Here is a 26,482-nt window from a genome sequence, read left to right on the forward strand (position 1 = left end):
TGGAACTGTCTGTTCGATAACGTACCTCCCCACGTCAATCGCTGACGCTTGCGGGTTTTATAGCCGAACAATCTTATTTAAGCAATTGTCCGATGCCCTCGGCTTCACACGATCTTTACTTTTGGCCCATGTTCAGGTTAACGGCAGTCCGTGCGTTTGCGCACATAGGAATAACCATAGGTTAGATTCGGTCCACTAATTATCTGTTTGAACAGAGCGTTTCAAGCACACGAGGGTTCGATAAACGTTTGCGTTACGCCGTGCACCGTAACGGCGCGCACGGCTCGTTACGTTACGCAGCCCTTGCAAAAGACCCACGAAACGTTCCTCGCGACCGCTAACTGCCTTCGCCACAATTCTTTCGATATTCGGCAAAGCCTTATCGCATAAGGCTTTGCACCGTTTATTCAAAAAAATCCTCGCATCGCGCATTCGAAATGGCACGGCTCGTGCAGAGATAGCCGCGCGGCAAACATCCAACAACTGATGCGATACGAGGGCGACATGACCATTCAAACGACCAACACGACCATTCGGACAACACTGATCGCGGCGAGCATCGCGGCCATGCTTTCTCTTGGTGCTTGCGGAGGCTCCGGCAGCCTGAGCACGGGCACTGGCGGCAGCGGCAGCAACTCCGCCGGCGGCACGCTTTCGACGACCAACGGCAGCGGTTCGGCGGGCTCCGGCGGCTCCGGCACGACCCCGACGGGCAGCAACAGCAACCCGAACAACTCGTCCGGCACGAATCCGAGTGGTAACAATACAACGGTCGCGAATGCGCTCGGCACTGTCGCCGGCAATACCGGTGGCGTGGTCGGCGATGTCGGCGCCACGGTTGCGGGCGTCGGCTCGGTCATCGGTTCGCAGACGCTGCCCGGCGTCAGCCCGCAAACGACCAAGGCCGCCGGCGGTGTCGTGCAGGAAGCCGGCAACGCGATCTCGACGCTCGGCAACGGCGTGTCGCAAGGGCTCGGCCAGCTCGGCACCGGCAACGACGCGATCGGCATGACCGTCGCGAGCGTCGGCGGCGTGGTCGGTCATGTCGGCAACGCGGTCACCGATACGGGCGACCTCGTGACGAGTCTCGGCAGCGGCGCGCTCGCTCCGCTCGGCGCCGTCACCACCCCGCTCGGCAATACCGTCAGCACGCTCGGCAATGCGGTGTCGAGCGGCGCCGGCGTGCTCACGAACGCCCTGTCGACGGGGCCGGTTCAACAGGTCACGCAAACCCTCAGCACCGCGATTACGCCGATCACTTCGGTCGTCGCCTCGACCACGCAGACGGTCGGCAACGCAACCGGCCTCGGCGCGCCGGTCAACTCGCTGCTCGCGACGCTGGGCAGCGGCCTCGGCAAGGCCGGCACGCTGCTCTCGTCGACCGGCAACAACGCGGTCACGAGCGCGCTCGGCAAGACGGTCGTCGACACGGGCACCCTGGTCGCGTCAGTCGGTGGTCTCGTCAGCGGCGGCAGCGGCACGAATCCGCTCGGCGCCATCACGAGCGCGCTCGGTGGCCTGACGGGCGGCCTCACCGGCGGCAGCAGCACCGGCCCGCTCGGCGGCCTGACGGGCATCCTCGGCGGCACCTCGGGCAGCAGCGGCCCGCTCGGTCCGATCACGGGTCTGCTCTCCGGCCTGACGGGCACGCTCGGCGGCGCAACCGGCACCGGTGCCGGCGGTCCGCTCGCTCCGGTGACGGGCCTGCTGTCCAGCGTGACGGGCGCGCTCACGGGCGCAACCAGCGGCAGCGGCCCGCTTGCGCCGGTCACGGGCCTGCTCTCCAGCGTGACGGGCACGCTCACGAACACGACGGGCGGCAGCAGCGGCCTGCTCGCTCCGGTCACCGGCCTGCTCTCGAGCGTCACGAATACGCTGGGCGGTGCGACGTCGGGCGTCACGACGGCGACGAATTCGGCTGCGACCAGCTCGGCGACGAACCCGGCCGCCGGCATTTCGCTGTCGTCGACGACGGGCAAGGGCACGACGGGCAGCAATCCGCTCGCACCGGTGACGTCGCTGCTCGGCAGCGTGCTCGGCGGACTGGGGAAGAAGTAAGCCGCTTGCCTGAAGAAGGTGGCGCGGCGCACGGCGGTATCCATCGGACGTGATCGCGCCACGCCGTTCGCGACTCGGGCGACTCGGGCGGCGCCCACGGCACGCGCCGAGCCGTCTCAGAAGTGCGGCGCGAACCGCCGGCCGCATGACAGCCACACGACGACCGCCACGCAGAAACACCCGCGCTTCGGCATCAAGCTTTAACCCCAGGCTTCAACTCCGGGCCGCGCTTCAAGGCTCGACAAAAGATTCGCCGGGGCCGACCACGGCCCCCGCTTTGCCCGCACCGGGCCGCGCCACCCGGAATGCACGTTGTGACGGCGCAAGCAATCGCAAGGAATTGCACGAAATCGGCCGTACGCGGCACACGATGAACACGGAGGAGCACCCATGTCCACTCAACGTTTTTTTTCTCTCCATGCGGCATGCGCGACCGTCTCGTCGTTGCGCGCCCCGCTGATCGCCGTCGCGGTCGCCAGCCTGCTCGCGGCGTGCGGCGGCAGCACAGTCAGCGCGCCGCCGAGCGCTGCAAACCCCGGTAGCGGCGGCAACTCCGGCACCAATACGCCGGGCACGACCACGACGACGTCCAAAGGCACGAGCGGTCTCGCCACCGTTGCCGCGCAAACCACCAGCGATCTCGGCAACACGATCGCATCGCAGACGATCCCGGGCCTGAGCCCGCAGGTCACCCAGGGGGTCGGCAGCTCGGTGTCGAGCACGAGCGGCACGCTCAATTCGGTCGCCGACGCGCTCAGCAACGGCCTCGGACAGACCGGCACGACGAGCAATCCGGTCGGCACGACGGTCGGCGGCCTCGGTTCGGTGGTCAGTTCGACGAGCGGTGTCGTGCAAGGCCTGAGCACGGCGGTCAACGGACTCGGCTCCGGCACGCTCGCGCCGCTCTCGCCCGTGACGACGCCGCTCGCCAGCACGCTCTCGACGGCCGCCACCGCGTTGAACGCGGGCGGCGCGACGCTCGGCAACGTGCTCAACTCGGCGCCGGTGCAGCAGATCACCCAGCCGCTCAGCACGGCGATCACGCCGATCGTCACGAGCGCGGGTCTCATCACGCAGACGGTCGGCACGCAGACCGGCCTCGGCGCGCCGCTCGGCGGCGTGCTCGCGCAGGTCGGCGGCGCGCTCAACACGGCGGGCTCGAAAGTCGGCTCGACAACCGGCAACCCGCTCGGCGCCGACGTCGGCGCGCTCGTCAGCTCGCTCGGCAACACGGTGACGAACGCGGGCGGCCTCGTCAATCCGAACGGCCCGAACGGCGCGAATCCGATTCCCGGCTTGATCACGAGCCTCGTCGGCAGCACCAACGTGGTGGTCGCTGGCGGACCGCCCGCCAACGGCAATCCGCTGAGCCCGCTGCAAAGCTCGCTCGCGAGTCTCGGGCTCGGCAGCAATCCGCTCGGTTCGTTGACGACCCTGCTCGGCGGCTCGCCGCTCGGCTCCCTGACTTCGACGCTGAACGGCACGCCGCTCGGCTCGCTGACGTCGCTGCTCGGCGGCACGGCCAGCGGCTCGAATCCGCTGACGACGCTCACGGGCACGCTGAGCGGCCTCACGAATATCGGCTCGGGCAGCGGCGGCCAGGCGCTCGCGCCGGTGACGGCGCTCGTCGGTCAGTTGACCGCGACGCTGACGACCGTGACGAGCTCGGTCGGCGGCCTGAGCACGACGACGGGTTCGAGCAGCTCCACGGGTAGTTCGGGCAGTGCAACGGGCGGCGTGTCGACGTTGCTCGGCAGCCTGTTGCCGCTCAGCCATAAGTAAGCCGTTCATGCAGACGCTGCAACGGCGTTGCAGATGAACCGTCCGGCAAGATGCGCTCGCGCGCGCTTGCCGGACGACGCATGTCGGGGCGATGCATACGACATCCATATATCGCCATGCTGTGCCTACAGTAGCGGAATGCAGTAACGAGATGCACGAACGCAATGCAGCAAGCGAAACGCGGCGAAAAAGCATCGCGCGCAGACAGTCGAATTCATAACAGGCGTCACGCATGCTCAAGCTCGCCGGGCTCGTGTCGATATATACGTCAGCACGGCAATATGCGTCGAGCCACCTATAAGCGATCGAGACCCGCCCGGCCAGGCGGCACGCTCGCAACACAAAAATGGCATACGAGGAAAATCCGATGAGATTCGGGTATGGCAGTCAATGGAGTAGATGGACCATCGCGCTCGCGGCCATCGCGGCCAGCGCGACGCAGATGGAAGCCCATGCGCAATCCCGCCCGGTCGGCGGCAATCCGCTCGATTCTCTGCCGCAGATCAAGGCCCCTGACCGCGGTCCGAACGTGACCGTGCAGGTCGCGCCGCAAGCCCCTCAGCTTCAGGAGCTGCTCGCCCGCCATCTGACGCCTTCGAGCGTGAAAGTCGAAGGCGTGAAGTCGATTCCGTTCGACCTGGTCGCGCAGCGCTTCACACCGCTCGTCGGCAAGGACATCACGATCGGCGAGCTGATCGAAGTGGCCAACGGCGTCACGAAGCTCTATCAGGAACGCGGCTTCGCGCTCTCGTTCGCGTTCATCCCGGCGCAGACTTTCGCCGACGGCGTGGTGCGCGTGACGGTCGTCGAAGGTTATGTGTCGGCGGTCAAGGTCACGGGCAATCCGGGCCGGGCCGAAGACAGGATTCGCGCGATCGCCGATCACATCGTCGCCGACAAGCCGCTGCACCGCGCGACCTTCGAACGCTTTACCCAGGTGCTCGGCCTGTTGCCGGGCATCAAGGTCGCCGCCAACGTGCCGCCGCCGCAGAACACCGACGGCGCGACCACGCTCGAACTGAACGTAACGCGCAAGCCGATCGACTTCAGCGGCGGCCTGAACTTCAATCAGCCCGGCGTGCAGGGCCTGCTGACCGCCACCAGCAACGGGCTGACCGCGCTCGGCGAACAGCTGAGCGTATCGGCACTGCTGCCCAAGGGCCGCGACAACGTCACCTATCTGGCCGCGCACGCGGGCGTGCCGATCGGCAGCAACGGGCTGACCGGCAACATCGACGCGTCGCACTACCGCGGCAATCCCGTCGATACTCCCGGGCTCGCCTCCAACATCACGCGCACGGTCATCAACGACAAGATCGGCGGCTCGCTCGCCTACCCGCTCCTGCTGAGCAACACGCGCAGCGTGATCGGCACCGCGTCGGTCTATGCCTCGCACAACGAGGACCGCTATCACAACGACGACACCGGCGCGCAGATCGGCTTGCGCTCGCAGGTGCGCGTGATGCAGTTGCAGGCCGACTACATGGCCGTCGATCCGGGCCAGGTGCGGCGCGCGAGCATCAACGTCGCGAAGGCGTTCAACATTCTCGGCGCGTCGAAGTCCATCGACTCGAACGTGCCGGGCCCGACCGGCACGAACCCGGCGTCGCTCAACTTCGTGCGAACCGGCGCGAGCTTCTCGCAGACCAACGAGTGGCCGCTGAAGATCGGCACCTCGGTTTCGCTGACGGGCCAGTACAGCGCGGTATCGCTGCCGACCTCGGAGCAGATCTCGTTCGGCGCCCAACGTTTTGCGCAGGGCTACGAGCCGGGCGAGGCGGCGGGCGATTCGGGCTGGGGCGCGATCTTCGAAGTCAACCGGCCGATTGCGCTCGGTTTCACGTATCTGCAATCGTTCACGCCGTATGTGTCGTTCGACATGGCGCGCGTGTATCTGCACGCGGGCACGCCGGCACCGTCGCGCCTGTCGTCGATCGCGTTCGGCTTCCGCATTACCGATGCGCGCTTCTACAGCCTCGATCTGTCGGTCGCGAAGGCGGTCGGCGACGCGCCGGTGGAAAGCCCGTCGCGCAGTCCGCGCATCAATGCGACGTTCTCCTACCAGTTGAATTGACACGCCTGCGCAAGCATCGGGTACGCGTTGCCGATTAGAAGTCCTACTATCAAACGGCATGCGTACTTTCGCGTATTCTGCGCTGACGATGCCAACGGCAACGCGCCGGCATCGTCCCGCATCGCGCCGGCCGGTGGCGCATCAGCCGCCGGCAACGATGCTCATAACGCCGCGCGACCACGATCGCGCCGTCTCTCATCAAGGAGGAAGACAATGACGCAATTCACTCAACGCGCCCGCGCGATCGCGCTGCGCACCGCCCGGCACGCAGCGCTCGCCGGCGCCCTGCTCGCGAGCGCCGTGACGGCGATGGCGCAAACCGATACGCCGGTCGGCACCTGGCAAACGATCGACGATCACACCGGCCAGCCGAAGGCACTCGTGCAGATCACCCAGGACGGCAACGGCGAGTTGAGCGGCAAGGTCATCAAGGGGCTCGGCGCGAACGACCAGCCCGATCGCCGCTGCACCGAATGCACCGATGCGCGCAAGGACCAGTTGATTCTCGGCATGACGATCGTCGACAGCATGAAGAAGGATGGCGACAGCTGGGATCACGGGCAGATTCTCGACCCGGAGAACGGCAAGGTCTACAAGTGCAAGATGCATCTCGAAGACGGCGGCAACAAGCTCGTGGTGCGCGGCTATATTGGCGTCTCGCTGCTGGGCCGCTCGCAGACGTGGGTGCGCCAGCAGTAAGACACGACGCGTAAAGCGCGGCAGCCCGCCCGGCGCCTTGCCTGAACGAATGCGGAGCGGCAGCGCAGATCGATAGCGCGTTCGTGCGAAAGCGCGGCATACAAAAGAAGCGGCCGGCGATGAAAATCGCGCGGCCGTTTTTTATTGGCGGACGTCCCTGCGAAATAACAGCTATGCGGCCTGCCTGAGCGACGTGCCATAGACGAACGGCGACTCCGGCGACGGCGCGGCGATTGCGGGGCTGCACACGCCGGGCGTCACGTGCACCACCGCGGGCGCCTTTGCCGCGGCCTTGCCCTTCTGCGGCACGTTCGCATGCGTGCGCATGCGCGCTTCCATCAGGCGACAGAGTTCCTCGCTCGACGCACCGAGCAGCAGCCCGGTCACGCGCTTGAGCACGCCGGACTCATACCATGTTTTGAAGCGGCGGTGACAGGTTTGATACGACGGGTATTTGCGCGGCATCGCGGACCAGGTCGCACCGCTGTACATGACCCACAGCACGCCATTGAGCACCGCGCGCGTATTGGCAAGCGGCCGGCCGCGCAACTCGACGCGCGGACGCAGTTCGGGCAGTAGCGGCGCGACGCGGCGCCATTCTTCATCGGTAATATCGCGGTACGGATTCATGCTTCCTCCTTTGTCAGAACTACAACAAAAGATAGCCAGTCATCCGTTCGCGGAATATAAGACGACTCCGAATCTTGAAATGCGTTGTCCGATAAATCCGGATGCGCGACCGCAGCCGGCTTACGTCAGCGACGTATCGACGATCCGGCGCGGCGTATCGAGATATTCCTTCGACTGCATCTCGACGATGCGCGACACCGTGCGCGTGAATTCGTTAGCCATCGGCCCGTCGACGTACAACTGCTCCGGCGGCACCGCGGCCGACATCAGCAGCTTGACCTTGTGGTCGTAGAACACGTCGATGAGCCATGTGAAGCGGCGCGCTTCCGAGGCCATGCGCACCGTCATCTGCGGCACGCCGGAGAGAATCACCGCGTGAAAACGGCTCGCGAGCTCAAGGTAGTCGTTCTGCGAGCGCGGGCCGCCGCACAGCGTCGCGAAGTCGAACCAGACGACGCCGTCGGCGCGGCGCAGCGCCTTCAGCTCGCGCTTCTCGATATGCAGCAGCGGGCTTTCGTCGGGCACCGCGGCAAGCCGCGCGAAAGCGTCGCGCAGCGCCTTGTCGGCGGCGGCGCCGAGCGGCGAGTGATACATCTCGACCTGCGCCAGCGTGCGGCGCCGATAGTCGATGCCCGCATCGACGTTGAGCACGTCGAGCCTGTTCTTGATGAGCTCGATCGCGGGCAGCATGCGGTCGCGATGCAGACCGTCCGGATACAGCGTATCGGGATCGTAGTTGGACGTCATCACGAACTGCACGCCGTTCTCGAACAGCTTGTCGAGCAGACGGTACAGAATCATCGCGTCGGCGATGTCCGATACGTGGAATTCGTCGAAACAGATCAGCCGGTAGCGCTTCGCGATGCGGCGCGCGAGTTCGTCGAGCGGATCGGCCTGGCCTTTCAGTTCTTCGAGTTCGCGATGCACTTCGCGCATGAACTCGTGGAAATGCAGACGCGTCTTTCGCTGCACCGGCACGATCATGTAGAAACTGTCCATCAGGAAGCTCTTGCCGCGCCCGACGCCGCCCCACATGTACACGCCGCGCGGTAGATCCGGGTGATTGATCAGCTTCTTGAACGCATTCGAGCGGCGCGACTTGTATTCGACCCACTCTTCATAGCACCGCTGCAGGCGGTCGACCGCCGCGCGCTGCGCCGGGTCCGATTGATAACCGCGAGTCTGCAGTTCTTTTTCGTAGTATTCGGTGACGTTCATCGTGTTGCTGCAAAAAAGAAAGGCGGGAGGGAGTGAACCCGCCCGCCTTCGGCGATACCAGGATTGCGTTTCGGCTCAGGCGTGCGCGCTTACATGTTCAGCGCGCGCTTGTCCACGGCGAGTGCCGCTTCGCGCATGACTTCCGACAGCGACGGGTGCGGATGGCAAATGCGGCCGATGTCTTCCGAGGCTGCCTTGAATTCCATCGCCACCACGGCTTCCGCGATCAGGTCCGATGCGTTGGCCGAAATGATGTGCACGCCGAGCAGCTCGTCGGTCTTCGCGTCGGCGATCATCTTGACGAAACCGTCCGCCTTCGCAATGCCGAGCGCGCGGCCGTTCGCCATGAACGGGAACTGGCCCGTCTTGATCTCGCGGCCTTCGGCTTTCAGTTGCTGCTCGGTCTTGCCGACCCATGCGATTTCCGGCTCGGTGTAGATCACCCACGGAACGCAGTTGTAGTCGATGTGCGGCTTCTGGCCGTCGATCACTTCCGCGACCAGCACGCCTTCGTCTTCGGCCTTGTGCGCGAGCATCGGGCCGCGCACCACGTCGCCGATCGCATACACGTTCGGCACGGCCGTCGCGCAGTGGTCGTTCACGTCGATGAAGCCGCGCTCGTTGGCCTTCAGGCCGATCGCTTCGAGGCCGAGGTTGTCGGTGTTCGGCACGCGGCCGACCGACACGATCAGACGGTCGGCTTCGAGCGTCTGCGCGTTGCCGTCCTTATCCGTGTAGACGATCGTCACGCCGTTCGCGCTCGTCTTCACTTCGCCGACCTTCACGCCGACGTGAATGTCGAGACCCTGCTTCTTGAACTGCTTGGCCGCTTCTTTCGAGAGCGCCTGGTCAGCCGCGCCGAGGAATTCCGGCAGCGCTTCGAGCACGGTCACTTCCGCGCCGAGGCGGCGCCACACCGAGCCGAGTTCCAGACCGATCACGCCCGCGCCGATCACGGCCAGCTTCTTCGGTGCCGAGTCGAACGAGAGCGCGCCTTCGTTGTCGGCGATCAGCTTGTTGTCGACCGGAATGCCCGGCAGATGACGCGCCTTCGAACCCGTCGCGATGATCACGTTCTTCGCCGTGACGACTTCGGTTTCGCCTTCGCCGCTCACTTCGATCTGCACGCCGGCGTCGGTCTTGCCGGCGAACTTGCCATGGCCCTGGAGCCACGTGATCTTGTTCTTGCGGAACAGGAATTCGATGCCCTTGGTCATCTTCTCGACGATGCCGTCCTTGCGGGCCATCATCTTCGAGATATCGACCGTCACGTCGCCCACCGAAATACCGTGGTCAGCGAGGTGATGCGAAGCGTTTTCAAACTCTTCCGACGACGCGAGCAGCGCCTTCGACGGAATGCAGCCGACGTTCAGGCAGGTGCCGCCGAGCTTCAGCGCGCCGGCCGGATTCTTCCACTTTTCGATACATGCGACGGTCTTGCCGAGCTGCGCTGCGCGAATGGCGGCGATATAACCGCCGGGGCCCGCGCCGATCACGACGACGTCAAATTCTTTGGACATGACAATCCCTTTGATGACGGAACGGCGCCGGGCCACCTAAGGTGGCGCGCGCCGTTCCGGTACTGCTGAATGCTTGAAGACTTACTGCGGATGGCGCCGGCTGGCCACGCCGGCCGGCGCCAGTGGAACGTGCGCTTACAGGTCGAGCAGCAGGCGCGCCGGATCTTCCAGCGCGTCCTTCATCGCGACCAGCGACAGCACCGCTTCGCGGCCGTCGATGATACGGTGGTCGTACGAGAGCGCGAGGTAGTTCATCGGGCGGATCACGATCTGGCCGTTTTCGACCACAGCGCGTTCCTTGGTGGCGTGCACGCCGAGAATCGCGGACTGCGGCGGGTTGATGATCGGGGTCGACAGCATCGAGCCGAACACGCCGCCGTTCGAGATCGAGAACGTACCGCCCGTCATTTCTTCGATCGACAGCTTGCCGTCCTTCGCCTTCTGGCCGAATTCGGCGATCTTCTTCTCGATGTCGGCGAGGCTCATCTGATCCGCATTGCGCAGGATCGGCACCACCAGACCGCGCGGCGAACCGACCGCGATACCGATGTCGAAGTAGCCGTGATAGACGATGTCGTTACCGTCGATCGACGCGTTCACGAGCGGGAACTTCTTCAGCGCGTGAACAGCCGCCTTCACGAAGAACGACATGAAGCCGAGCTTCACGCCGTGTTCCTTCTCGAACTTGTCCTTGTACTTGTTGCGCAGGTCCATGACCGGCGCCATGTTCACTTCGTTGAACGTCGTGAGGATGGCGTTGGTTTGCTGCGACTCGAGCAGACGCTCGGCGATACGCGCACGCAGACGCGACATCGGCACGCGCTGTTCCGGACGGTCCTTGAGCCACTGGTCGGCCGATGCCGGAGCCTTGACGTCCGGCAGCGACGGCTTGGCGGCCTTCGGTGCGGCAGCCGGTGCCGGTGCAGCCTTGGCAGCCGGAGCGCCGGCGGCGAGCACGTCGCCCTTCGTGATGCGGCCATCGCGGCCCGTGCCGGCGACGTCGCCAGCGGCCAGGCCCTTCTCCGCCATCAGCTTGCCGGCAGCCGGCGAAGCCGCGGTGTTCGAACCCGTTGCGGCGGCAGCCTGAGCGGCCGGTGCCGCAGCAGCTTCGGCAACCGGAGCCGGCTTCACTTCGGCTTCGACGGCAGCGGCGCCTGCCTTGCCTTCGGTGTCGATCTTCGCGATCACCTGGTCGGCCACGACGGTGTCGCCGTCGTTCGAGATGACTTGCGCGAGCACGCCCGCAGCCGGAGCCGGCACTTCGAGCACGACCTTGTCGGTCTCGATTTCGATGAGGATTTCGTCCTGGGCGACAGCCTCGCCCGGCTTCTTCTTCCACTGCAGCATGGTGGCTTCCGAGACCGACTCGGAGAGCTGGGGAACCTTGACTTCAACAATAGCCATTATGAGTATCCTGAATACGTATCGGGTGACGGCGCTTCTTCACGACCGCCTGCGAACCTCGGGCGCCGCGCCTGAACCTCATGGGAACCGTTCGACGCGGTTCGGCGCGGCGCGGGAAAAATGCACTACGGTGCACCTTTCCCGGCTCGACTGTTTCCTTATTTAGCGATCGACGCGCTCTTGAGGCGGCCGAAAGCGCCTTCGACCAGCGCCTTCTGCTGCTCGTAGTGCTTCGCGTAGTAACCGACTGCCGGCGAGGCCGAAGCCGGACGGCCGCTGTACGCCAGCTTCTGCCCGTCCTTCATGCCTTCCTTCAGGTGGTGCTCGATGTAGAACCACGGGCCCTGATTCTGCGGCTCGTCCTGCACCCAGACCACTTCGGTCGCGTTGTCGTACTTCTTCATTTCCGCTTCGAACTGCTTGTGCGCGAACGGATAGAGCTGTTCGATACGGACGATCGCGACGTCGTTCGCCTTCGCTTCGCGGCGATGCGCGACGAGGTCGTAGTACACGCGGCCCGAGCAGGCGATCACGCGCTTGACCTTCTTCGCGTCGATCGACTCGTCGGTTTCGCCGAGCACCGGCTGGAACGAACCCTTCGCGAGTTCCGACAGATCCGACACGGCTTCCTTGTGACGCAGCAGCGACTTCGGCGTGAAGACGATGAGCGGCTTGCGGAACAGGCGGATCATCTGGCGACGCAGCAGGTGGAAAATCTGCGCCGGCGTGGTCGGCTGAACGACCTGCATGTTGTGGTCCGCGCACAGTTGCAGGAAACGCTCGATACGTGCCGACGAGTGCTCCGGACCCTGGCCTTCGTAGCCGTGCGGCAGCATCATGGTCAGGCCCGAGACGCGGCCCCACTTCACTTCGCCCGACGAGATGAACTGGTCGATCACGACCTGCGCGCCGTTCACGAAGTCGCCGAACTGCGCTTCCCATGCGACGAACGTGTTCGGTTCAGCGGTCGAGTAGCCGTATTCGAAGCCGAGCACCGCTTCTTCCGACAGCACCGAGTCGATCACCGTGAACTTCGCCTGACCTTCGGCGATGTTCTGCAGCGGCACGTAGGTGCCGTCGTTCCAGCGCTCGCGGTTCTGGTCGTGCAGCACCGCGTGACGGTGCGTGAACGTGCCGCGGCCCGAATCCTGACCGGTCAGGCGCACCGCGTAACCCGATGCGACCAGCGACGCGAACGCGAGGTGCTCGCCCATGCCCCAGTCGAGCTTCGCTTCGCCGCGGCCCATGGCGCGACGGTCGTTGATCACGCGCTCGACGAGCGGGTGCACCTTGAAGTTTTCGGGAATCGTGGTGATGCGCTCGGCGAGGCGCTTCAGTTCCGCGAGCGGCACGGCCGTGTCGGCCGCGTCGGTCCACTTGCGGTTCAGGAACGGCACCCAGTCCACCGCGTACTTGCTCTTGTAGTTCGAGAGCACCGGGTCGACCGTGTGGTGGCCTTCGTCCATCGCCTTGCGGTAGGCCTTGACGAATTCGTCGCCTTCGTCGGCCGAGATCACGCCTTGCTGCACGAGCTTTTCAGCGTACAGCGCGCGCGTGCCCGGATGCTTCGCGATCGTCTTGTACATGAGCGGCTGCGTGACCGCCGGGGTGTCCTGCTCGTTGTGGCCGAGCTTGCGGAAGCAGACGATGTCGACGACGACGTCCTTGTGGAACTGGATCCGGAAATCGATCGCGAGCTGGATCGCCAGCACGACCGCCTCGGGATCGTCGCCGTTCACGTGCAGCACCGGCGCCTCGATCATCTTGACGACGTCCGAGCAGTACAGCGTCGAGCGCGAATCGCGCGGGTCCGACGTCGTGAAGCCGATCTGGTTGTTGATGACGATGTGCAGCGTGCCGTGCGTGCCGTAACCGCGCGTTTGCGCGAGGTTCAGCGTTTCCATCACGACGCCCTGGCCCGCGAAAGCCGCGTCGCCGTGGATCTGCACCGGCAGCACCTGCAGGCCGGTTTCGTCGCCGCGACGGTCCATACGGGCCTTCGCCGAACCCTCGACCACCGGGTTGACGATTTCGAGGTGCGACGGGTTGAACGCGAGCGACAGGTGAACCGGGCCGCCTTCCGTTGCGACGTCCGACGAGAAGCCCTTGTGGTACTTCACGTCGCCGGCCGGCAGATCGTCGACGTGTTTGCCTTCGAATTCGGCGAACAGGTCGGCCGGCATCTTGCCGAGCGTGTTGACCAGCACGTTCAGACGGCCGCGGTGCGCCATGCCGATGACGATTTCCTGGACGCCGTTCGCGCCGCCGTGGCGCACGACTTCGTCCATCGCCGCGATGAAGCTCTCGCCGCCTTCGAGCGAGAAGCGCTTCTGGCCGACGTACTTGGTGTGCAGGAAACGCTCGAGGCCTTCAGCGGCCGTCAGGCGGTTCAGGATGTGCTTCTTCTTGTCGTTGCTGAAGTTCGGCGTCGAGCGGATCGATTCGAGCCGTTCCTTCCACCAGCGCTTCTGCTCCGGATCGCTGATGTACATATACTCGGCGCCGATCGTGCCGCAGTACGTGTCGCGCAGCGCCTTGACGATGTCGCGCAGCGTCGCCCGCTCGAACCCGAAGTACAGGTTCGTTGCACTGAACTCCTGGTCCATGTCGGCTTCGGTGAAGTCGTAGAACGCGGGTTCAAGTTCGGGGATTGCGGGACGTTCGCGGCGCTTCAGAGGATCGAGATTGGCCCATTGCGAGCCGAGGAAGCGATATGCGCCGATGAGGGACTGGACGTAGACCTGTTTGCGGGAAGTGGCGAGGTCTTCGCCGCCGGCCGTTGCGCGCGGCAGGAAGGCATTGGCCTTGGCGCGCTGGGCAAACGACTCGACGATCGGGCCGTGGGCCACGTCGTTGGCGTTGCTGCCGTCCGATGCGGGCACGTTTTGCAACGCATCGAAATAGCTGCGCCAGGTCTCGGGCACTGACGCCGGATTATCGAGATACGCTTCGTACATTTCTTCGACGTACGGAGCATTGCCGCCGAACAGATAAGAGTTCGACTGGAATTGCTTCATCATTTTTACGCTCACCTTTCTTCGAGCTTCTCGAGAAATAGCGGGTTACAGAACCTTCCGCGACACGGCCTGACCGTTTAGCGGATTGCGCGAATCAAGTCTTGCTTGGAAGGACCTAAAACAGTGCACCCGGGAGCATAGCACAGAACGAATAGCCCAGATAGCGAACCGCATAGGGGCAAACGCCCGTGACGGCGGGCGTTTCACGGATGGGCCGAAAACAGCGAAGCCACCCGAAGGTGGCTTCCATTACTGCTATCCGGTCACGCCGGCTTGCGGTCGCTTACTCGGCAACCTTGTTGCGGCTCGCGCTGCGGCGCTCGTGTTCCTTCAGGTAGCGCTTACGCAGACGGATCGACTTCGGCGTGACTTCGACGAGTTCGTCGTCGTCGATGAATTCGACCGCGTATTCGAGCGACAGCTGGACCGGCGGCACGAGACGCACGGCCTCGTCGGTGCCCGAGGCGCGCACGTTGGTGAGCTGCTTGCCCTTGATCGGATTCACGACGAGGTCGTTGTCGCGGCTGTGAATGCCGATGATCATGCCTTCGTACAGCGCCTCGCCCGGCGACACGAACATGCGGCCGCGGTCCTGCAGCTTCCACAGTGCGTACGCAACGGCCGCGCCGTCGTCCTGCGAGATCAGCACGCCGTTGCGGCGCTCGCCGACCGCGCCGTCCTTGACCGGCTGGTACGAATCGAACGTGTGGCTCATCAGGCCCGTGCCGCGCGTGAGCGTGAGGAATTCCGACTGGAAGCCGATCAGGCCGCGCGCCGAAATGCGGTACTCGAGACGCGTGCGGCCACGGCCGTCCGATGCCATGTCGAGCATTTCGCCCTTGCGGCGGCCGAGTTCTTCCATCACGCCCCCCTGGTGGGTGTCTTCCATGTCGACGGTCAGGTTTTCGTACGGCTCGTGCTTGACGCCTTCGACTTCCTGCATCACGACGCGCGGACGCGACACGGCCAGCTCGTAGCCTTCGCGGCGCATGTTTTCGACCAGAATGGTCAGGTGCAGCTCGCCGCGGCCCGCCACTTCGAACGTGGTTTCGTCGCCGGTATCGCGCACGCGCAGCGCGACGTTGTGATTCAGTTCCTTCATCAGGCGGTCGCGAATCTGGCGGCTCGTGACGAACTTGCCCTCGCGGCCCGCGAGCGGCGACGAGTTGACGAGGAAGTTCATCGTCAGCGTGGGTTCGTCGACCGTGATCATCGGCAGCGCTTCCGGCTGTTCCGGCGAACAGATCGTCACGCCGATGCCGACTTCCTCGATACCGTTGATCAGCACGATGTCGCCCGCTTCAGCCGAGTCGACCTGCACGCGGTCGAGCCCCTTGAACGACAGCACCTGGTTGATCTTGCGATTGAGGATTTCGCCTTCCGGACCCGAGCGCACTGCAACGGCCATGCCCGGCTTGATGCGGCCGCGCGTGATACGACCGATACCGATACGGCCGACGTACGACGAATAGTCGAGCGAGGTGATCTGCAGTTGCAGCGGACCTTCCGGGTCGGCCGGGCGCACCGGCACGTGCTTGAGGATCGCCTCGAACAGCGGCCGCATGTCGCCGTCGCGCACGTCCGCCGTGAGGCCGGCATAACCATTGAGACCCGATGCGTAGACGATCGGGAAATCGAGCTGCTCTTCGCTTGCGCCGAGCTTGTCGAACAGGTCGAAAGTCTGGTTGATGACCCAGTCGACGCGTGCACCCGGGCGGTCGACCTTGTTGACCACGACGATCGGCTTCAGGCCGAGCGCGAGCGCCTTCTTCGTGACGAAGCGGGTTTGCGGCATCGGGCCTTCCACCGCGTCGACGAGCAGCAGCACCGAGTCGACCATCGACAGCACGCGCTCCACTTCGCCGCCGAAGTCGGCGTGCCCCGGCGTGTCGACGATGTTGATGTGCGTGCCTTCGTACTCCACCGCGCAGTTCTTCGACAGGATCGTGATGCCGCGCTCCTTTTCGATGTCGTTCGAGTCCATCACGCGCTCGGCGATCTGCTGGTTCTCGCGGAACGTGGCGGTCTGGCGGAGGAGCTGGTCGACGAGCGTGGTCTTGCCGTGGTCGACGTGAGCAATGATGGCGATGTTGCGTAGGGCGCGGGTCATAGGAAACCTGGAGACAGTTGGAGTGCGCCGCTTGCTTATGCTGCTGGTTGGGGAGATCACCCCGACAACAAGCCCAAAGCGCACTTTTGGGAACCCAACATTATAGCATGGCGAAATGATGCTCTCTGGTATTCCCCGATAGACCGCTCTCTTTTCCTCTTCCCCAGTGCGCGCCGATCCGCAGCCCGGCCCGATGCCGCCGCCACGACGAACCATCTCCCTTGGCGCCCAACCGGAAAACAATCGGGGAAAAATCCTTGCCTAAGCTGTAATAACGCTTGTCGCGTCAATCAACAGCCGACTATACTAATGCCTAGTCAACCATTGCATTCGCACGAGAATCATGTCGGAGCCGTCCACCGAATCCATGCCGGACCTTAGCGAGTATCAACTCGGCGAAAGCGTCGGCTATCTCCTCTCGCGGGTGAAATCGACCATGTCCAACCTGATCACGCAGCGCAGCATGGCCGAGTTGGGCATCACCAGCCAGCAGGGCAGCATCCTGTTCATGGTGGCGAGCGGCAAATGCCTGCTGGCCGCCGAACTGGCCCGCGAATACGGCATCGACGCCAGCGCCGTCACCCGCCTGATCGACCGGCTCGAAAAGCGCGGCCTGCTCACCCGGGTGCGCAGCAACGAAGACCGGCGCGTCGTGCGCCTCGCGCTGACACCCGAAGGCCACGCAATCGCCGCCCGCATGCCGGGCATTTTTAATAGTGTGCTCGACAGCCTGCTGAACGGTTTCACCGCCGAGGAAGTGGGTTTCCTGAAGAGCATGCTGCGCCGGGTGCTCGTCAATTCCGGCGAACAGACGGGACTGACCCGCGAGGCCGCCGGCAATCCCGACGGCAAATCCTGAGAAATTGCTTGCTGCGTCCATCATTACCTTCCACTCAAAGAGTCGAGCGATGAAATCCCTTTTCCTGTCCGCGCCCGCGCTTCCGAGCCGGGCTGCCGTCGCCGCCGCGGTGACGGCGCTCGCCCTCACGGGGTGCGCGAACTACATCGGCGTGAAGAGCGACAAGCAGATCGCGTCGCCGGCGCAGTATGAGTCGACGCAGAGCCTGCCCAGCGAAGGTGGCCAGTGGCCCTCGCTCGACTGGGCCAACCAGTTCGGCGACCCGCAACTGCCGAAGCTGATCGCGGAAGCGCTCGAGGGCAGCCCGTCGATCGCCCAGGCGCAGGCGCGTCTCGCGAAAGCTTCGTCGTATATCGAAAGCTCGCGCTCGGCGCTGTTCCCGAAGGTCAACGGCAGCTATTCGTGGACGCGCGAACTGTTCTCGGCGAACGGTCTCTACCCGCCCCCGTACGGCGGCACGTGGTTTAGCGAAAACAACGTGCTCGCGAGCGCGTCGTGGGACCTCGACCTGTGGGGCAAGAACCGCCAGCGTCTCGGCCAGGCCGTGTCGCAGCAGAAAGCCGCCGAAGCGGACGTACAGCAGGCGCGCGTGACGCTCGCCGCGTCGGTGGCGAGTACCTACAACCAACTCGCGCAGCTGTATGCGTTCCGCGATATCGCCGCGCGCGAGATCGCCAACCGCCAGGATGTCGGCCGCATCACCAACGGCCGCGTGGCCGCCGGTCTCGACTCCAACGTCGAGAAGCAAACGGCCGTCGGCAACATCGCGACCAGCCAGTCGAACCTGACCGACCTCGACGGCCAGATCACGGTCGTGCGCTATCAGCTCGGCGCGCTGCTCGGCAAGGGCCCGGACCGCGGCATGCAGATCGCCAAACCCGCGCTCACGGGCGGCGACACGGTCGCGCTGCCGGACAACATCCCGGCCGATCTGGTGGCGCGCCGCGCGGACATCGTCGCCGCGCGCTGGCAGGTCGAAGCCGCGATGCACGACGTCAAGGAAGCGAAAGCCGAGTTTTTCCCGGACGTGAACCTCGCGGCCGGTTTCGGTTTCGACGCGCTCGGCTGGGGGCGCTTTCTGACCGCGGCGAGCCGTCAGACCCAGTTCGGCCCGGCCATCCATCTACCGATCTTCGACGCCGGCGCGCTGCGCGCGCAGCTGAAGGGCCGCTATGCCGACTTCGACCTCGACGTCGCGAACTACAACCAGACGCTGATCAACGCGCTGCAGGACGTGTCGACGCAGGTATCGTCGATCCGCTCGATCGACCAGCAGTCGGGCGACGCCCAGCGCGCGCTCGACGCGTCGAGCAAAGCGTATCAGCTCGCCGTGGTGCGCTACAAGGCGGGCCTGTCGCCGCAGTTGCAGGTACTGACCGCCGACGAGAACAGGCTCGCCGCCGAGCAGACGGTGACGGGACTGAAGATGCGCCGCCGCGATCTGCAGATCGGCCTCATCAAGGCGCTGGGCGGCGGCTTCGACGCAACCCGGAGCGGTCTCGTGGTGCCGACCGACGCCCCGGCATCGGCAACCGGCACCGATACGAGTGCCGCCGCGAAATAAGCCGCCCACCGCCACGCCGACGCCAACGCCAACGCATCCGCACGAATCAACGAGTCAACGACGCCGTACAAAAGAACCCGGAGCACATCAATGAGCACTCCCCAACAGCCCGCCACCCCGCCGCAAACGGCGAACAACGGCAAACGCAAGCGCATGATGACGCTGCTCGTCATCGTGATCCTGATTGCCGCGGTCGCGTACGGCCTGTACTACTTCCTCGTCGCGCGCTTTCATGAAGACACCGACGACGCTTACGTGAGCGGCAACGTCGTGCAGATCACGCCGCAGGTCACGGGCACCGTGATCGCGGTGAACGCCGACGACACACAGGTCGTCAAGGCCGGCGACCCGCTCGTCGTGCTCGATCCGGCCGACGCGCGCGTCGCGCTCGAACAGGCCGAGGCCAATCTCGCGCAGGTGGTGCGCCAGGTGCGCGGCCTGTTCGCCGACGACAGCCAGTACGAAGCGCAGGTCGCGGCGCGCCAGGCCGATCTGTCGCGCGCCGAGGACGACCTCAAGCGCCGTCTGGCCGTCGCGCAAACCGGCGCGGTGTCGCAGGAAGAAATCTCGCATGCCCGCGATTCCGTGAAAACCGCCCAGGCCGCGCTCGACGCCGCCAAACAGCAACTGGCGGCAAACCACGCGCTGACCGCGAACACCACGATCACCGATCACCCGAACGTGCAGGCCGCCGCCGCGAAGGTTCGCGACGCGTATCTGAACAACGCGCGCAACACGCTGCCGGCGCCGGTCACGGGCTACGTCGCGAAGCGCTCGGTGCAGGTCGGCCAGCGCGTCTCGCCGGGCACGCCGCTGATGGCGATCGTGCCGCTGCACGACGTGTGGGTCGACGCGAACTTCAAGGAAGTGCAGCTCAAGCATATGCGCATCGGCCAGCCGGTCGAACTGACGGCCGACGTGTACGGTTCGTCGGTGCCGTATCACGGCAAGGTGGTCGGCTTCTCGGCCGGCACGGGTTCGGCGTTCTCGCTGCTGCCGGCGCAGAATGCGACCGGCAACTGGATCAAGGTCGTGCAGCGTCTGCCGGTGCGTATCGCGCTCGATCCGCAGGAACTCGAAAAGCACCCGCTGCGCATCGGTCTGTCGATGCAGGCTGACGTCGACATCAAGGACGAGACCGGCGGCCAGCTCGGCCAGGCACCGACCACGGCCTACCAGACCAATGTCTTCGACAAGTACGGCGACGAAGCCGATGCGGTCATCGCACGCATCATCGCGGAAAACGCGGGGCCGAATGCGAACGGCGGTGCGCAGAAGTCGACGGTGCAAAACGGCGGCGCGGCCGCCCAGCCGACGGCGAAGAAGGGCTAAGGAACAGCTAAAACTCCGCGCGACGATTCATAGAAGGCTTTTTCAATGGCTCAGGCTCAGGCGCAAGTCCCTCACCCGCCGCTCGAGGGCGCGCAACTGGTGATCGGCACCATCGCGGTGTCGCTCGCCGTGTTCATGAACGTGCTCGACACGTCGATCGCGAACGTGTCGATCCCGTCGATTTCCGGCGACCTCGGCGTATCGTCGGACCAGGGCACGTGGGTCATCACGTCGTTCGCGGTCGCCAACGCGATCTCGGTGCCGCTGACTGGCTGGCTCACCGACCGCATCGGCCAGGTGCGCCTCTTCATGGCGTCGATCGTGCTGTTCGTGATCTCGTCATGGATGTGCGGACTCTCGCCGAACCTGCCGTTCCTGCTCGCCTCGCGCGTCTTGCAAGGCGCGGTGGCCGGTCCGATGATTCCGCTGTCGCAAACGCTGCTGCTCGCGAGCTATCCGCGCGCGAAGGCGCCGATGGCGTTGTCGATGTGGGCCATGACCACGCTGATCGCGCCGGTCGCCGGCCCGATTCTCGGCGGCTGGATTTCCGACAACATCTCATGGCCGTGGATCTTCTACGTCAACATTCCGGTCGGCGCGATCGCGGCCGCCGCGACATGGATGATCTTCCGCAACCGCGATTCGGTCATCAGGAAGGCGCCGATCGACGGCGTCGGCCTCGGCCTGCTGATCGTCTGGGTCGGCTCGCTGCAGGTGATGCTCGACAAGGGCAAGGACCTCGACTGGTTCTCGTCGACGACGATCGTCGTGCTCGCGCTCGTTGCCGTGATCGCGCTCGCGTTCTTCATCGTATGGGAGTTGACGGCCGAGCATCCGGTCGTCGACCTGTCGCTCTTCAGCCGGCGTAATTTCACGGGCGGCACGGTCGCGCTGTCGATCGGCTACGGGCTCTACTTCGGCAATCTCGTGCTGCTGCCGCTGTGGCTGCAAACCGATCTCGGCTACACCGCAACCGAGGCCGGACTCGTGATGGCGCCCGTCGGACTGTTCGCGATCCTGCTCTCGCCGATCACCGGCAAGGTTCTGCCGCGCACCGATCCGCGCTATATCGCGACGCTGTCGTTCCTGATATTCGCGCTGTGCTTCTGGATGCGCTCGCGTTATACGACCGGCGTCGATACGTGGTCGCTGACACTGCCGACGCTGATTCAAGGCATCGGCATGGCCGGCTTCTTCATCCCGCTCGTGTCGATCACGCTGTCGGGTCTGCCGGGCCATCGCATTCCGGCGGCATCGGGTCTGTCGAACTTCGTGCGGATCATGTGCGGCGGCATCGGCACCTCGATCTTCCAGACCGCGTGGGATCACCGCACGATCACGCATCACGCGCGGCTGACCGCGCAGGCGAACGTGTACAACCCGGTGTTCGATCAGTCGATGCAGCAGATGGGTAGCGCGGGCTTCAGCCAGGCGCAGACCTACGGCCTCTTCAACAACATGGTCTCGCAGCAGGCCGCGCAACTCGGCGTGAACGATCTGTTCTTCACTTCAGCCGGCATTTTCGTCGCACTGATCGCGCTGATCTGGATCACACGGCCGGAGCGGGCGGGCGGCGATGCCGGCGCGGCAGCGGCCGCGGCGCACTGAGGTTTCGTAACGGTTCGGCAACGTAAGCAGGACGGCATGAAAAAAGCGGGATCGCCTGATGGCGATCCCGCTTTTTTTATCTGCGCGGCGGCCAGAGAAGTCGCTGCGCTTCCGGATCAGACATCACGCGTTACGCGAGCCTAGCTCCCGGTCGTCACCACCAGGCGTTCGGGCGCCAGCACGCCTTCGCCCTGTTTCGCGACGCCGAGGAGCCGCCCCTGTGCCGCGTACACCCTCACGCGCGGCGCGTTCGCGGCGTCGGCGCCAATCGTCAACGACGACAGCTTCAGGCGCTGGCCGTGCAGAAAGCGACGCGTGTCGTCTTCGTTCAGGTGGACCTCGGGAAACGTCGACAGCAACGCATCGACCGGTTGCAGCCATCCGTCTCGCTCGGCTTGCGTCGCGTCGGACAAGGCATCGAGCGTAACCGCGTGTTCGAGCGTCAGCGCGCCGACGCCCGTGCGCCGCAGCGCAACCAGATGCGCGCCACAACCGAGCGCTTCGCCGATATCCTCGGCCAGCGTGCGCACATAGGTGCCCTTGCTGCACGTCACGCGAAACGTCACGTCGGGCAGCGCGCACGCGATCAGTTCGAGCGCATGGATCATCACCTGACGCCCTTCGCGCGCGACCGTCTGCCCGGCCCGCGCGTATTCGTAGAGCGGCTTGCCGTCGCGTTTGAGCGCCGAATACATCGGCGGCACCTGGACGATATCGCCAATAAAGCGCGCCAAGGCCACCCGCACTGCCGCTTCGTCGCAGGTCACGGCGCGCGTGTCGAGCGCTTCGCCTTCAGCGTCGCCGGTGGTCGTGCGAATGCCGAGGCGCATCGTGGCCTCGTAGGTTTTGTCGGCTTCGAGCAGGTCTTGCGAAAACTTGGTGGCCTCGCCGAAACACAGCGGCAGCAGACCGGTCGCGAGCGGGTCGAGCGTGCCGGTATGGCCCGCCTTTTTCGCCAGATAGAGACGCTTCGCGCGAATCAGGGCGTCGTTGCTCGACAGCCCGATCGGCTTGTCGAGCAGCAGCACGCCGTCGAGCGCGCGACGCGGCACGCGGGGGCGTTGAGGTGCAGTCATGTCAGTGAGGCAAAGACTTCGAGGAATACGAAACGGCGCCGGGCGCTACGGCGAACACCGCGGCACGGGACACGCTCAGTCGTCTTTCGCGCGCGTGGCGTTCGCCTCGTCGATCAGACGCGACATCTCGACGGCGCGCTCGATCGTTTTGTCGTAATGGAAATGCAGCGTCGGCACCGTATGGATATGCAGGCGCTTGAACAGCATGTTGTGCAGATGGCCCGCCGCATGACTGAGCGCTTCGAGCGTCTGCTGCGGGTCACCGGTCAGCGTCGTGAAGTAGACCTTCGCGTGCGCATAGTCTGGCGTCAGCTCGACGCTCTGAATCGTGACGATGCCGATGCGCGGGTCCTTGACCTCGCGCAGCAACTCCGACAGGTCGCGCTGGATCTGGTCGGCGATCTGCACGTTGCGATTGGGAGAAGAACGTTTTTTAGGCATGGTGTTGATGATCCGCGTTGACGGATACAAAAAATGGTTCGCGCGGTCGCGCAACGGCGGCCTCAAAAACAACGGGCGGAGCGGGCGTTAAAGCCCGCTCCGCCCGTTGTGCCGTGTCGCGTGAATTACAGCGTACGCGCGACTTCGGTGACCTCGAACACTTCGAACTGATCGCCTTCGACGATATCGTTGAAGTTCTTGATCGACATACCGCACTCGAAGCCCTGACGGACTTCCTTGACGTCGTCCTTGAAGCGCTTGAGCGAATCGAGCTCGCCCGTGAAGATGACGACGTTGTTGCGCAGCACGCGCACCGACGACGAGCGCTTGACGAAACCGTCCGTGACCATACAGCCGGCCACCGCGCCGACCTTTGGCACCTTGAAGACCTGGCGCACTTCGACCGTGCCCGTCACGACTTCGCGCTTCTCCGGCGCCAGCATGCCCGACATGGCCGCCTTCACCTCATCCACTGCGTCGTAGATGATGTTGTAGTAGCGGATGTCGACGCCGTTGGATTCCGCGAGCTTGCGAGCCTGCGCATCCGCACGGGTGTTGAAGCCGATGATGACCGCCTTCGACGCCGTTGCCAGGTTGACGTCCGACTCGCTGATGCCGCCGACCGCGCCGTGCACGATCTGCACGCGCACTTCGTCGGTGGAGAGCTTCTGCAGCGACTGGACCAGCGCTTCCTGCGAGCCCTGCACGTCGGCCTTGACGATGAGCGGCATGTACTGCACTTCGCCTTCGCCCATCTGCTCGAGCATGTTTTCGAGCTTCGCGGCCTGCTGCTTCGCGAGCTTGACGTCGCGGAACTTGCCCTGACGGAACAGCGCGACTTCACGCGCCTTGCGATCGTCCGGCATGACGATGACTTCTTCCCCGGCCTGCGGCACTTCCGACAGACCCTGGATTTCGACCGGGATCGACGGGCCAGCGGACTTGGTCGGCTTGCCGGTTTCGTCGAGCATGGCACGCACGCGGCCGTAGGCACTGCCCGCGAGCACGACGTCGCCACGGTTCAGCGTACCCGACTGCACGAGGATCGTGGCCACCGGGCCCTTACCCTTGTCGAGCTTCGCTTCGATGACGAGACCCTTGGCCGGTGCTTCGACCGGTGCCTTCAGTTCCAGCACTTCGGCCTGCAGCAGCACGTTTTCGAGCAGATCGTCGATGCCCGCGCCGGTTTTCGCCGACACCGGCACGAACGGCGAATCGCCGCCGTATTCTTCCGGCACGACACCTTCCGCGACGAGCTCCTGCTTCACGCGCTCGAGGTTCGCATCCGGCTTGTCGATCTTGTTGATCGCGACGACGAGCGGCACGCCGCCGGCCTTCGCGTGGGAAATCGCTTCCTTCGTCTGCGGCATCACGCCGTCGTCGGCGGCCACGACCAGAATCACGATGTCGGTGGCCTTCGCACCGCGTGCACGCATTGCCGTAAAAGCTTCGTGACCTGGCGTGTCGAGGAACGTGATGACGCCGCGCGGCGTTTCGACGTGGTAAGCGCCGATGTGCTGCGTAATGCCGCCCGCTTCGCCCGCCGCCACCTTCGCGCGGCGGATGTAGTCGAGCAGCGAGGTCTTGCCGTGGTCGACGTGACCCATCACGGTGACGACCGGCGGACGCGGCAGCGCTTCGGCATCGCTCACTTCGCCTTCGACCAGCATCGCTTCCGGATCGTCCAGCTTCGCCGCGACCGCGTGGTGGCCCAGTTCCTCGACGATGATCATCGCCGTTTCCTGGTCCAGCATCTGGTTGATCGTGACCATCTGGCCGAGCTTCATCATCACCTTGATGACTTCCGACGCCTTCACCGCCATCTTGTGCGCGAGATCGGCAACGGTGATGGTTTCCGGCACGTGCACTTCACGCACGATCGGCTCGGTCGGCGCCTGGAACGTGGTGGACTGTTCCTGATGCTTGCCGCGGCCCTTCGGACCGCCGCGCCAGCCGCGATCGACGCCACCGCTCGAATCGCCGCGCGTCTTGATGCCGCGGCGCTTCGCTGCGTCGTCCTGCCAGCTGCCGCTCTTGCCGCCGCCGGGTTTTTTCTTGTCGCCGGCGGACGGAGCGCTCGTGGTCGAGGCCGGCGCCGCGGCTGCCGGCTTTTTCGCAGCCGGACGGGCCGGCGCTTCGCCTGCCGGACGGGCCGGCTTGTGCAGCGTGCCCTTCGCTTCGGCGGCCTTGGCCGGCTCGACGGGCTTCGGTGCCGGTTCCGGCGCCTTCACCTGCGCCTTGCGCGGCGTGTTCATCATTTCGCGAATCGCGCGCGCTTCGGCTTCCGCCGCCGCGCGGCGCTTGGCGATTTCTTCCTGCTCGGCACGCGCTTTCTCGGCGGCCTGACGCGCGGCGTCTTCCGCTTTTTTCGCGGCTTCGCGTTGCGCAGCACGTTCCGCCGCCGCGCGTTCGTCGTCCTGCTCGCTGCCCTTCGCGGCAACCGGCTCCGCAGCCTGTGCCGCCTGCTGGGCCTTCTCGCGAGCCGCCGCTTCGGCCACAGCCGCCGCGCGCTTCTTCGCCTCTTCTTCCGCGCGCTGACGCTCGGCTTCTGCAGCCTGCTCGCGCGCCTGGCGCTCGGCCTCTTCGCGTTCGAGCTGTTCCTGGCGAGCTTTCAGTTCCTGCGCCTGCTTTTCGAGCAGTTCGGCCTCGTGACGCGCTTCCTCTTCACGACGCTGAAGTTCGAGATCTTCGGCATCCGAACTCTCGGCCACATGATTCGATGCATCCCCGCCTTCCGCGACGGTCTCGTCGCGGCGGACGAACGTGCGCTTCTTGCGCACCTCGACCTGAATGGTGCGAGCTTTGCCCGTCGCATCGGACTGCTTGATCTCCGACGTATGCCGGCGCGTCAGCGTGATCTTGCGCTTGTCGGCATCGTTCGAGCCATGCGACTTGCGCAAGTGATCGAGCAGACGCGCCTTGTCCGCCTCGGACAGGTTGTCGTCTTCGCTCGCCTTCTGGACGCCCGCTGCCTGCAGCTGCTCGAGCAGCACGCCAGCAGGCATTTTCAGTTCCGCGGCAAATTGGGCTACGTTGTTACTCGCCATTCATTCCTCTTAATGCAAGGACCGATTCCTTGCGGTTAGCATC

17 protein-coding genes are annotated in these 26,482 nt (G+C 64.9%); 8 read left to right on the forward strand and 9 right to left on the reverse strand.

Annotated elements, in window-relative coordinates; genetic code table 11:
* Positions 1-504: 504 nt before the first annotated feature.
* From F3J19_RS09685 to F3J19_RS09700, 4 genes are all read left to right on the forward strand, one after another.
* Entirely contained in the window at positions 505-2,058 is a 1,554-nt protein-coding gene (locus F3J19_RS09685; protein WP_167040151.1) for a collagen-like triple helix repeat-containing protein, read from the forward strand.
* 390 nt (positions 2,059-2,448) lie between these two features.
* Entirely contained in the window at positions 2,449-3,840 is a 1,392-nt protein-coding gene (locus tag F3J19_RS09690) for a collagen-like triple helix repeat-containing protein (RefSeq protein WP_167040153.1), read from the forward strand.
* Between the two features lie 367 nt (positions 3,841-4,207).
* Positions 4,208-5,914 (forward strand): ShlB/FhaC/HecB family hemolysin secretion/activation protein, encoded by a 1,707-nt coding sequence (locus F3J19_RS09695; RefSeq protein ID WP_167040155.1) that lies wholly within the window; start codon positions 4,208-4,210, stop codon positions 5,912-5,914.
* A gap of 213 nt (positions 5,915-6,127) precedes the next feature.
* Positions 6,128-6,613 (forward strand): DUF2147 domain-containing protein, encoded by a 486-nt coding sequence (locus F3J19_RS09700; protein ID WP_167040157.1) that lies wholly within the window; start codon positions 6,128-6,130, stop codon positions 6,611-6,613.
* Between the two features lie 171 nt (positions 6,614-6,784).
* Here F3J19_RS09700 and F3J19_RS09705 read toward each other — a convergent pair whose 3' ends face one another.
* The 6 genes from F3J19_RS09705 to typA all read right to left on the reverse strand — a co-directional run bounded on the left by F3J19_RS09705 (position 6,785) and on the right by typA (position 16,512).
* On the reverse strand, positions 6,785-7,243 hold the full coding sequence (locus F3J19_RS09705; protein WP_167040159.1) for a transposase: 459 nt from the start codon (positions 7,241-7,243) through the stop codon (positions 6,785-6,787).
* Between the two features lie 120 nt (positions 7,244-7,363).
* Positions 7,364-8,461: a cell division protein ZapE gene (gene zapE, locus F3J19_RS09710; protein WP_167040161.1), complete on the reverse strand. Its 1,098-nt coding sequence runs from the start codon at positions 8,459-8,461 to the stop codon at positions 7,364-7,366.
* Between the two features lie 89 nt (positions 8,462-8,550).
* On the reverse strand, positions 8,551-9,981 hold the full coding sequence (gene lpdA, locus F3J19_RS09715) for a dihydrolipoyl dehydrogenase (protein WP_167040163.1): 1,431 nt from the start codon (positions 9,979-9,981) through the stop codon (positions 8,551-8,553).
* Positions 9,982-10,116: 135 nt separating this feature from the next.
* Positions 10,117-11,385: a 2-oxoglutarate dehydrogenase complex dihydrolipoyllysine-residue succinyltransferase gene (gene odhB, locus F3J19_RS09720; protein ID WP_167040165.1), complete on the reverse strand. Its 1,269-nt coding sequence runs from the start codon at positions 11,383-11,385 to the stop codon at positions 10,117-10,119.
* 158 nt (positions 11,386-11,543) lie between these two features.
* Positions 11,544-14,405 carry a 2-oxoglutarate dehydrogenase E1 component gene (locus F3J19_RS09725; RefSeq protein ID WP_167040167.1) on the reverse strand — a complete coding sequence of 954 codons (2,862 nt, stop codon included), beginning with the start codon at positions 14,403-14,405 and terminating at the stop codon, positions 11,544-11,546.
* Between the two features lie 280 nt (positions 14,406-14,685).
* Positions 14,686-16,512: a translational GTPase TypA gene (gene typA / locus F3J19_RS09730; RefSeq protein WP_167040169.1), complete on the reverse strand. Its 1,827-nt coding sequence runs from the start codon at positions 16,510-16,512 to the stop codon at positions 14,686-14,688.
* A gap of 343 nt (positions 16,513-16,855) precedes the next feature.
* On the opposite strand from typA, the gene F3J19_RS09735 reads away from it, so the two are divergent.
* From F3J19_RS09735 to F3J19_RS09750, 4 genes are all read left to right on the forward strand, one after another.
* Positions 16,856-17,371 carry a MarR family transcriptional regulator gene (locus tag F3J19_RS09735; protein ID WP_167040171.1) on the forward strand — a complete coding sequence of 172 codons (516 nt, stop codon included), beginning with the start codon at positions 16,856-16,858 and terminating at the stop codon, positions 17,369-17,371.
* 49 nt (positions 17,372-17,420) lie between these two features.
* Positions 17,421-18,935: an efflux transporter outer membrane subunit gene (locus F3J19_RS09740; RefSeq protein ID WP_167040173.1), complete on the forward strand. Its 1,515-nt coding sequence runs from the start codon at positions 17,421-17,423 to the stop codon at positions 18,933-18,935.
* A gap of 90 nt (positions 18,936-19,025) precedes the next feature.
* A complete protein-coding gene (locus F3J19_RS09745; protein ID WP_167040175.1) occupies positions 19,026-20,267 on the forward strand; it encodes an EmrA/EmrK family multidrug efflux transporter periplasmic adaptor subunit in 1,242 nt (413 codons plus the stop codon).
* Positions 20,268-20,312: 45 nt separating this feature from the next.
* Entirely contained in the window at positions 20,313-21,875 is a 1,563-nt protein-coding gene (locus F3J19_RS09750; protein ID WP_167040177.1) for a DHA2 family efflux MFS transporter permease subunit, read from the forward strand.
* Between the two features lie 140 nt (positions 21,876-22,015).
* Here F3J19_RS09750 and truB read toward each other — a convergent pair whose 3' ends face one another.
* From truB to infB, 3 genes are all read right to left on the reverse strand, one after another.
* Positions 22,016-22,951, reverse strand: a complete 936-nt coding sequence (gene truB / locus F3J19_RS09755) for a tRNA pseudouridine(55) synthase TruB (RefSeq protein WP_167040179.1) — start codon at positions 22,949-22,951, stop codon at positions 22,016-22,018.
* A 75-nt stretch (positions 22,952-23,026) separates the two neighbouring features.
* On the reverse strand, positions 23,027-23,392 hold the full coding sequence (gene rbfA, locus F3J19_RS09760) for a 30S ribosome-binding factor RbfA (protein ID WP_167040181.1): 366 nt from the start codon (positions 23,390-23,392) through the stop codon (positions 23,027-23,029).
* 125 nt (positions 23,393-23,517) lie between these two features.
* Entirely contained in the window at positions 23,518-26,439 is a 2,922-nt protein-coding gene (infB, locus tag F3J19_RS09765; RefSeq protein WP_167040183.1) for a translation initiation factor IF-2, read from the reverse strand.
* Positions 26,440-26,482 lie beyond the last annotated feature (43 nt).

The organism is Burkholderia sp. Ax-1724, assembly GCF_011752995.1.
Classification (GTDB): domain Bacteria; phylum Pseudomonadota; class Gammaproteobacteria; order Burkholderiales; family Burkholderiaceae; genus Paraburkholderia.

What these genes read in the sequence shown, in the direction of transcription:
- lpdA (WP_167040163.1), bottom strand. Translation starts at nt 9,981, where the DNA reads ATGTCCAAAGAATTTGACGTCGTCGTGATCGGCGCGGGCCCCGGCGGT.
- rbfA (WP_167040181.1), bottom strand. Translation starts at nt 23,392, where the DNA reads ATGCCTAAAAAACGTTCTTCTCCCAATCGCAACGTGCAGATCGCCGAC.
- F3J19_RS09725 (WP_167040167.1), bottom strand. Translation starts at nt 14,405, where the DNA reads ATGATGAAGCAATTCCAGTCGAACTCTTATCTGTTCGGCGGCAATGCT.
- F3J19_RS09750 (WP_167040177.1), top strand. Translation starts at nt 20,313, where the DNA reads ATGGCTCAGGCTCAGGCGCAAGTCCCTCACCCGCCGCTCGAGGGCGCG.
- F3J19_RS09695 (WP_167040155.1), top strand. Translation starts at nt 4,208, where the DNA reads ATGAGATTCGGGTATGGCAGTCAATGGAGTAGATGGACCATCGCGCTC.
- infB (WP_167040183.1), bottom strand. Translation starts at nt 26,439, where the DNA reads ATGGCGAGTAACAACGTAGCCCAATTTGCCGCGGAACTGAAAATGCCT.
- zapE (WP_167040161.1), bottom strand. Translation starts at nt 8,461, where the DNA reads ATGAACGTCACCGAATACTACGAAAAAGAACTGCAGACTCGCGGTTAT.
- F3J19_RS09740 (WP_167040173.1), top strand. Translation starts at nt 17,421, where the DNA reads ATGAAATCCCTTTTCCTGTCCGCGCCCGCGCTTCCGAGCCGGGCTGCC.
- F3J19_RS09735 (WP_167040171.1), top strand. Translation starts at nt 16,856, where the DNA reads ATGTCGGAGCCGTCCACCGAATCCATGCCGGACCTTAGCGAGTATCAA.
- truB (WP_167040179.1), bottom strand. Translation starts at nt 22,951, where the DNA reads ATGACTGCACCTCAACGCCCCCGCGTGCCGCGTCGCGCGCTCGACGGC.
- F3J19_RS09705 (WP_167040159.1), bottom strand. Translation starts at nt 7,243, where the DNA reads ATGAATCCGTACCGCGATATTACCGATGAAGAATGGCGCCGCGTCGCG.
- typA (WP_167040169.1), bottom strand. Translation starts at nt 16,512, where the DNA reads ATGACCCGCGCCCTACGCAACATCGCCATCATTGCTCACGTCGACCAC.
- F3J19_RS09690 (WP_167040153.1), top strand. Translation starts at nt 2,449, where the DNA reads ATGTCCACTCAACGTTTTTTTTCTCTCCATGCGGCATGCGCGACCGTC.
- F3J19_RS09745 (WP_167040175.1), top strand. Translation starts at nt 19,026, where the DNA reads ATGAGCACTCCCCAACAGCCCGCCACCCCGCCGCAAACGGCGAACAAC.
- odhB (WP_167040165.1), bottom strand. Translation starts at nt 11,385, where the DNA reads ATGGCTATTGTTGAAGTCAAGGTTCCCCAGCTCTCCGAGTCGGTCTCG.
- F3J19_RS09700 (WP_167040157.1), top strand. Translation starts at nt 6,128, where the DNA reads ATGACGCAATTCACTCAACGCGCCCGCGCGATCGCGCTGCGCACCGCC.
- F3J19_RS09685 (WP_167040151.1), top strand. Translation starts at nt 505, where the DNA reads ATGACCATTCAAACGACCAACACGACCATTCGGACAACACTGATCGCG.